The following is an 8,317-nucleotide window of genomic DNA, read 5'->3' on the forward strand; positions in this document are numbered from 1 at the left end:
GGCCAGCCGCTGGCCGGTGCGCCGCGCTACACGTTCAACATTGGTGGCGACTACAGGCTGCCCGTCTGGGGCGACAAAGAATTCCACACCAGCGCCAACGTCGCCTTCACCAGCAGCTACTACTCGGACAGCTCGCTGTCGAGCTATTCGGTCATTCCGAAGCACACGCTGGTGGACTTCGGCATCGGTCTGGGCAGCCGCAACAAGAGCTTCGACGCGAGCCTGATCGTGAAGAACCTCTTCGACGACGACACGCCGCTGGCGAAGACCTGGAACAGCCAGACCCCGGCCATTCCGCGGTCGTTCGCCATCCAGTTCACCGCAAAGCTCTGAGCCGCCCCTGCTGTGTTTCGGTCAGCCGGCGCGGGCGATTGCCTCGTTCCCAGCAACCGGCTTCGCCCTGTTGCTGGACAAGCGACAGCCCGCCCGCCTGGCTCTCGCCCGTGCCCCCGGCAAATGCGCGTCTTTCGATGCGCCAAGGGGTGGCGCAGGAGTTGCATAGACAGCTCACCGCAACCAGCGGCAGACCCGCCGGTTGCGGCCCCATCGGTGTGTTCCTCATTCCTCGTGCCCTGAGTCGCTCCATGAACAAAAAACTCTTCGTCGCGATCCTCTCCGGCTTGTCCGCCGCCGCCTCCCTGGCAGCTGGCGAGCCCTCTGCTGCGCCAGCCACGGCGACCGCAACCACCAAGGCTGCCAAGGCTTGGGCCTACCAACCGGTGCAACGGCCCGAGGTGCCCGCAGTCCGGCAAAAGGCCTGGGTGCGAACACCGGTCGACGCCTTCGTGCTGGCCAAGCTGGAAGCCAAGAACCTCCAGCCGTCGGCCGACGCCGACCGCGCGACCTTCATCCGCCGAGTGACGCTCGACGCCTGGGGCCTGATCCCCACGCCGGATGAAGTCAAGGCCTTCGTCAACGACCGCTCGGCCAAGGCCCACGAAAAGCTGATCGATCGCCTGCTGGCTTCGCCACGCTACGGCGAACGCCAGGCCCGCCGCTGGCTGGACCTGGCCCGCTATGCCGACAGCGACGGCTACAACGCCGACGGCACGCGGCCCAACATCTGGCGCTACCGCGACTACGTGATCAACGCGTTCAACACAGACAAGCCCTTCGACCGTTTCATCAAGGAGCAGATCGCCGGTGACGAGCTCTGGCCCGACAACAATGAAGCCCTGATCGCGACCGGCTTCCTGCGCAACTTTCCCGACGAGATCAACGCCCGCGACCTGAACCTGAAGAAGCAGGAGGTGGCCAACGACCTGACCGACACCGTCGGCTCGGTCTTCCTCGGCACCACACTCGGCTGCGCGCAGTGCCACGACCACAAGTTCGACAAGATCTCGCAGAAGGAGTACTACGAGTTCCAGGCCTTCTTCGCCAACGCCAGCTGGCGCGACGACGTGCGGGCCGCCAATGGCAAAGAGACCGCCGAATACCAGGTCAAGCTCGCCAAGTGGGAGCAGGCCACCAAAGACATTCGCGCCCAGCAAGACGAGATCCTCAAGCCCGTCATCGAAAAGCTCGAGTCCGATCGGCTGTCGGGCTTCGTGCCAGAAACGCGCGTCTCGATCAACAAGCCCGAGGCCGAACGCAATGCCTATGACCGGTGGATCTACCACCGCAACCTGTGGACGATGTCCGGGCGTAACCGCAACGCTGTCAACACCCTGAAAACGAAGGACAAGGAGGCCTACGCGAAGTACGAGGCCCTGGCCGAAGAGCTGAAGAAGTTCGATGCGATCAAGCCGAAGGACCCCGGCTACATCTCGACGATGACCGAGCTGGGCCACGCCGATGCGCCGCCGACCTATGTGCTGTTCAAGGGCATCTACGACCGCCGCCTGGACGAAGTGCAACCCGGCTTCCCGGCCCTGCTGACCGACGAGAAGCCGGTCATCCAGCCCACGGCCACCTCCTCGGGGCGTCGCACGGCGGTGGCGAACTGGCTGGCCAACCCGACTAACCCGTTGACCGCGCGCGTCTTCGTCAACCGGCAGTGGACGCAGATCTTCGGCACCGGCATCGTCGAGACGGTGAGCGACTTCGGCAAGATGGGTGGCAAGCCGACGCACCCGGAGCTGCTGGACTACCTGGCCGACGGTTTCGTGAAGAACGGCTGGAGCGTCAAGAAGCTGCAGCGCCAGATCTTCCTGTCCAGCGTGTACCGGCAGTCTTCGGCTGCGCGGGCCGAGGCGCAAGCCATCGATCCGACCGACAAGCTGCTGTGGGCCTTCCCGCGCCAGCGGCTGGAGGCCGAACAGATCCGCGACTCGCTGCTCGTCGCGTCGGGCCTGCTGGAAGACAAGGTGGGCGGCCCGGCCGTGTTCCCGCCACTTCCGGTCAACATGGACAACCGCAATGCGTGGGTCACGTCGGAGAACCCGCACGACCACCATCGCCGCAGCATCTACGTCTTCGTTCGCCGCAACACGCCGTACCCGCTGCTCGAGACCTTTGACTGGGCGAACCCGCAGCTGGTGCACAACCGGCGTGAGGTGACGACGACCGCGCCGCAGGCGCTGGCGCTGATCAACAGCGAGCTGGTGTTCGAGTGGTCCAAGGCCCTGGCAGGCCGGGTGACTCGTGAGGCCGGGCCCAGCGAATCGGCGCAGCTCGATCGGCTCTTCCAGATCCTTTACGCGCGCTCGCCCGACAGCTTCGAGAAGAGCAAGCTGCTGGCCTTCCTGGACAGTCAGGAAACCGTCACACGCAAGCAGCTGGCCGACGGCAAGAAGGTCAACACACCTGAGGGCTTCGGTGTGAGCGGCGACACCCAGCTGCAGATCGACAAGCTCTACAAGACGGTGTACGGCCGCGGCGCCGATCGCTTCGAGAAAGCCGCCTTCGTGCAGTTCCTCGACAAGCAGCAGGAAAAGCTCAGCAAGGCCCAGTCCGCCGACGACAACGCCGACGACAGCGGCGCCACAGCAGCCGCGGGCAAGAAGGTGGGCACCGACAAGCTCAACCCGGCGCGCGCCGCTGCCTTCGTCGACCTGGTGCATGCGCTGGCCAATGCCAACGAATTCACCTACCGGTTCTGAACCTCGTTTCCCGTCGTTTTCGATAAAGGAATCCGCAACATGAACAACACATCGCGTCGTGACTTTCTGGCGCTCAGCGGCGCCGCCGTCGGCGGGCTGGGCCTGCCCTTGAACAGCGCGTGGGCGGCCGACCTGGTCGACCCGCAAACGCCCCGCGCACCCCACTTCCCCGCCAAGGCCAAAGCGGTCATCTGGCTGCACATGGCCGGCGCCCCCAGCACGCTCGACCTGTTCGACTACAAGCCCGAGCTGGTTCGCCTGAACGGCACGCCCTTGCCCGACTCTTTCGGCAAGAACCTCAAGACGGCCACCGACGGTGGTGTGGGCAACCTGCTGGCCACCAAGCGCACCTGGAAGCAGCATGGCGAGACAGCGGCATGGGTCTCCGACCTGCTGCCCAACCTCGCCGCCCAGGTCGACGACATCGCCTTCCTGAAGGCCTGCAAGACCGAGGGCAGCACACACGTGATCTCGTCGCTCAAGCTGCACACCGCCGGCCTCGTGCCGGGGCGGCCAGCGTTGGGCTCGTGGATCCAGTACGCGCTCGGCTCTGCCAACCCGGACCTGCCCGCATTCGTCGTGCTGCCCACCGGCAAGGGCACGGCCGGTGGTGGCCGTGGCCAGGTGATCTGGAGCTCGGGCTTCCTGCCCGCGGCCTACCAGGGCACGGCATTTCGCCAGGGCGATTCGCCGATCCTGCACCTGGCGCGGCCCGACTTCGTCAGCGACGCCGAGCAGCAGAACACGCTGGCGCTGCTGAAGTCGCTGAACGAGCACCAGGCCGCTCAACACGGYATCGACAGCGAGCTGGAAGCGCGGGCCCGGTCCTACGACCTGGCCTACCGCATGCAGACCTCCGCGCCCGAAGCGGTGGACCTGAGCAAGGAAACTGCCGCCACGAAAGCGCTCTACGGCATCGGCACGAAGGAAACCGACGAGTACGGCACCGCCCTTCTGCGCGCCCGGCGCCTGGTGGAACGCGGCGTTCGATTCGTGCACTGCATTTCGGGCTCGCCCGACGGCGCGGTCGACAGCTGGGATGCGCACAACGGCATCGAAAAGAACCACAGCGTGATGTGCAAGCAGGTGGACAAGCCGGTGGCCGCCTTGCTGGCCGACCTGAAGTCGCGCGGACTGCTCGACAGCACGCTGGTGGTGTGGGCTTCGGAATTCGGCCGCACGCCCTATGGTCAAAGCGGCGACGGCCGCGACCACAACCCCTGGGGCTACACCAGCTGGATCGCCGGCGGCGGCATCAAGCCCGGCACCTACGGCGCGACCGACGACATCGGCCTGCGCGCGGTCGACGGCATCGTCGACACGTACGACCTGCAGGCGACCATCCTTCACCAGCTGGGCCTGGACYACAAGAAGATCACCTACCTGTACCAGGGGCGCTCCGAACGGCCGGCCAGTGTCTTTGGCGATGTGGTGACGAACATCCTGGCCTGAACGCCCCGCCCTGGTCGCCCCTTAGCCTGCGCGCCGGTGAGTTCACCCGGCGCGCGCCAGCATTCCCGCAGCCCTTGGGCCCCACGCGGGAAGCGCTGCCCGCACTTCTTCTTTCCACACGATGCGCAAGGTCCTTCTGTTTCTGGTCATCCAACTGGCGCTGCTCGGCAGCGTCGCTTCGGCAACGTTCGAGGTCGACGATGACCTGATGCGGTCGATCGAAGACACCCTCAAGAGTCTGGACTCGAACATCGCGCAAAAGGACGCCAAGGCGGCCGCCGCCGAAGCCAGGGAGCTGGCCGATCTGTTCGCCCAGATCGAGACCTACTACGCCGGCCGCGGTGACGGGGGCGAAGGCGTGACCCATTCGCACAAGAGCCGCGAGCTGGCGAGCCAGATCCTCCAGGGCATCGAGGCGAAGGACTTCGATGCCGCCGCCGACGTGGTGAACAACTTCGCCCGCACCTGCAAGGCCTGCCATCAGGTCTATCGCAAGGAATGACGCGCGCCGTTCGTCGCTCGCCGATGCGCCCGGTGCTGGCGCTGCTGGCCGCGGGCACCGCGCTGTGCGCGTCGCTTGCGCTCGCAGCCAGTGTGCTCGAGTTCGATCGGTGGATGCGCGCGATCGACCGCAACAGCGTCGCGGTGCAGAAGAACCTCGCCCGTCGCGACGGCGAGACGGCCAAGGTCAACGCCCAACAACTCGAGCAGCTGTATGCACAGATGGAGGACTACTTCGCCAGCGACGGGCACTCGCCCGACGCAGTGCAGATCTCGCGCGATGGCAAGGAACAGGCCGCCGCCGTGCTCAGCGCGATCGACGCCAGTGACTTCGACACCGCCACCAGCGCCGCACTGCGCATTGCCCGCGCCTGCAACGACTGCCACGACGTCTACAAGCCCTTCAAGTGAAGAACCGCCCCATGTCCACCTTCCACTCCCCCCGCCTCATCGCCGCGCTGTGCCTGTCGGCCTTGCCTCTCGCGGTCGCGGCGCAGGCAAGCCCTGTCGCCCATGCGCCGGGCATCGCCGGTGTCGTGTCGGCGGAGACGCCGATCGAGCTGATCCGCGAAGGTTTCAACGGCACCGAGGGGCCGGTGGCTTTGCCCGACGGCAGCCTGATCTTCACCGAGACCACGGCCAACCGCATCACCCGCATCGCCGCCGATGGCAACACCTCCACCTTTCTCGACAACAGCAACGGTGCGAATGGCCTGGGCTTCACCGCCAACGGCGACCTCTACGCCGCGCAGGTGCTGAACCCGCGTGTCGGTATCGTCCACCCTGCCGCAAAGGCCAAGGTGTTGGCCGACCAGTTCGAAGGCAAGCCCTTTGGCCGCCCCAACGACCTGGTGGTGGACCGGCAGGGCAACGTGTACTTCACTGATTCCGGGCCGAACCCCGCTGCGACGCAGGCCGCGGCATCGGGTACGGCATCGGGCGCTGCACCCGCGGCCACACCGTCCCCGCGCGCCGAAACCGCCAGGCCGGCGGTCTACCGCATCAGCGCGCAAGGCGCACTGCAGCGCCTGGTTGCCGATATCGAGCGGCCCAATGGCATCCAGCTCAGTCCGGACGAGAAAGTGCTCTACGTTGCCAACTCCAACGGCGAATACCTGCTGGCCTTCGACATCCAGCCCGATGGCAGCGTCGGTCCACGGCGCGATTTCGCGCGACTCGCCGGGGGTCGCAAGCTCGACAACGGCAACATCGCCAGCGGCGCCGACGGCCTGGCAGTCGATGCCCTGGGCCGGGTGTACGTCGCCACCGCCGCCGGCGTTCAGGTCTTCAGCGAACGCGGCGAAGCGCTGGGCACCATCACCTTGCCGAAAGCACCGCAGAACCTGGCCTTCGCAGGGACCGACAAACGCAGCCTCTACATCGTCGGCCGCGGCTCGGCCTATCGCATCGCGGTGCTGACACCGGGCTTCGCCGGCCGGGCCAAGTAGGCATTGATCGCTGGCATCGCCCCGGCACTCGAAGGTCTCCGCCATGTGGCTGTTCTTCCTCTTCGCGGCGGCCTTGACCGCTTTGGCCTTGCTCTTCGTGCTGCCTGTGTTGCTGCGGGCTGCGCCGGCCTCGACCAGCCCGCAGCTCGCTGGCACGCCACAGCCACCTCGCGCTGTGCGCAGTGCGGCGCTGATCGGATTGGCGTTGCCACTGGGCGCAGCAGTGGTCTATGCGCTGCAAGGCCAACCGCAGACCTTGACGGCACCGGCGGCCCTGCGCGCCGAAGCTCCCAGCTCTACGGCTATCGACAACGCGAGCGCCAGCGACAGCGTCACGCCAGAGCGCATCAACGCGATGGTGCAGCGCTTGGCCGAGCGTTTGAAGACCCAGCCCGACGATGTGGCGGGCTGGCGCATGCTGGCGCGCTCTTACGAAACCCAGGGGCGCTTCGATCAGGCCGTCGAGGCCCATCGGCAACTGGCCCGGCTGCTGCCTCGCGATGCGGGCGTGCTCGCCGACCAGGCGGTGGCGCTGGGCATGAGCCGCGACCAGCATCTCTCGGGCGAGCCCGAAAAGTTGCTGCAGCAGGCGCTGGCACTGGAGCCTGACCACGCGCAGGCGCTGGCACTTCTGGGCAGCGCAGCCTTCGAGCGCGCCGACTACCCGCACGCGATCGCGCTGTGGCAGCGCATCCTGAGCCGCCTGCCAGCCGATGACGAGATGGCCGTGTCGATTGCGCAGAGCATCGACAAGGCACGGACATTGGCCGCGCAGGCCCGCCCTGCCAGCCGCTGAGCAGACCGCTTCAGGACCAGCGCAGGTCCGTGCGACTCAGCGGCAATTGCCGCACACGCTTGCCGGTGGCCGCGAAGATCGCGTTGCACACCGCCGGCGCCAGCGGCGGGAAGGCCGGCTCACCCAGGCCAGTGACCGGGAAGTCCGTCTTCAGGAAGTGCACCTCGATCTTCGGCGGCACATCGGGCATGCGGATCATCGGGTAGTCGCCGAAGTTGCTCTGCACGATGCGGCCGCGCTGGATGTCCAGCTCCTGGAACCTCAAGGCGCCGAGCGCATCGATCACCGAGCCTTGGACCTGGTTCTCGGCCCCGCTCGGGTTGATGATCTGCGCGCCGATGTCGCTCACGACAACCACGCGGTCCACCTTCAACTCACCCGCTTTCGACACCGTGACCTCGGCCACCTGGGCGATGTAGCCGCGGTGGCTGAAGTGAAAGGCAACGCCCTGCCCCTGCCCGCGCGGCCAGCTGCGCCGGCCCCAGCCAGCCCGCTCAGCCACCTCTTGCAGCACCCGCTTCATGCGGCCCACGTTGTAGGGCTGGCCGCGCTCGCCGGTGCCGGCGACGACGTCGCGATCCCCCAGCAGTTCGAGCCGGAAAGCCAGCGGGTCGCGTCCGGCCGCATGCGCCAGCTCGTCGATGAAGCTGTGGAAGACCCAGGCGAAGACATTGCTGCCCGGCGCCCGCCACGGGCCCATCGGGATGCCGCTTTCGATCGGCGTCTGCTCCAGCAGGCAGTTGGCGACCCAGCGGCCGGGGAACTCGTCTCCGTTCAGGTTGGCGCCACTGCCGGGCTGCAGCACCGACTGGCCATCACGCTGCACGCGGTTGGCGAAGGTGACGAAGTGGTTGTGCCAGCCCACCAGCTTGCCCTGCGCATCGAGCGCGCCACGCAGGAAGTGGAAACCGCCGGCGCGGAAGTGGTCATGGTGCAGGTCGTCCTCGCGCGACCAGGTGAGCTTCACCGGCGCTGCCACACGCTGCGCAATGGCCGCGGCCTCGACGATGTAGTCCGCGCTCAGGCGCCGGCCAAAGCCGCCGCCGGCGCGGGTCAGGTGCAGCGTGATCTTGTCC

The 8,317-nt window shown here is 66.9% G+C and carries 7 protein-coding genes and 1 pseudogene; 7 read left to right on the forward strand and 1 reads right to left on the reverse strand.

The window, feature by feature from the left end; genetic code table 11:
- The 7 genes and pseudogenes from AC1DYI_RS20355 to AC1DYI_RS20385 all read left to right on the forward strand — a co-directional run.
- Positions 1 to 333, forward strand: a pseudogene (locus AC1DYI_RS20355) (TonB-dependent receptor domain-containing protein); the annotation flags it as partial.
- A gap of 251 nt (positions 334 to 584) precedes the next feature.
- Positions 585 to 3,044, forward strand: a complete 2,460-nt coding sequence (locus AC1DYI_RS20360; protein ID WP_477205952.1) for a DUF1549 and DUF1553 domain-containing protein — start codon at positions 585 to 587, stop codon at positions 3,042 to 3,044.
- Between the two features lie 39 nt (positions 3,045 to 3,083).
- Complete coding sequence (locus AC1DYI_RS20365; protein ID WP_477205953.1) at positions 3,084 to 4,496, forward strand: DUF1501 domain-containing protein; 1,413 nt, start codon at positions 3,084 to 3,086, stop codon at positions 4,494 to 4,496.
- A 121-nt stretch (positions 4,497 to 4,617) separates the two neighbouring features.
- Positions 4,618 to 4,998, forward strand: coding sequence for a hypothetical protein (locus AC1DYI_RS20370; RefSeq protein WP_477205954.1), 381 nt, complete (start codon positions 4,618 to 4,620; stop codon positions 4,996 to 4,998).
- The gene (locus AC1DYI_RS20375; protein ID WP_477205955.1) at positions 4,995 to 5,408 is read left to right on the forward strand and encodes a hypothetical protein; all 414 of its coding nucleotides are present in this window, start codon (positions 4,995 to 4,997) and stop codon (positions 5,406 to 5,408) included. Before AC1DYI_RS20370 ends, AC1DYI_RS20375 begins: the two co-directional genes overlap by 4 nt.
- Before the next feature lie 11 nt (positions 5,409 to 5,419).
- Positions 5,420 to 6,445, forward strand: coding sequence for an SMP-30/gluconolactonase/LRE family protein (locus tag AC1DYI_RS20380; RefSeq protein WP_477205956.1), 1,026 nt, complete (start codon positions 5,420 to 5,422; stop codon positions 6,443 to 6,445).
- Positions 6,446 to 6,488: 43 nt separating this feature from the next.
- Entirely contained in the window at positions 6,489 to 7,241 is a 753-nt protein-coding gene (locus tag AC1DYI_RS20385) for a tetratricopeptide repeat protein (protein ID WP_477205957.1), read from the forward strand.
- Between the two features lie 10 nt (positions 7,242 to 7,251).
- Here the strand turns inward: AC1DYI_RS20385 and AC1DYI_RS20390 are convergent.
- Positions 7,252 to 8,317 (reverse strand): xanthine dehydrogenase family protein molybdopterin-binding subunit (locus tag AC1DYI_RS20390; RefSeq protein ID WP_477205958.1); only part of this gene is annotated, 1,066 nt, incomplete at its 5' end.

The sequence above is a fragment of the Ideonella sp. P3_A4 genome, from assembly GCF_056403075.1.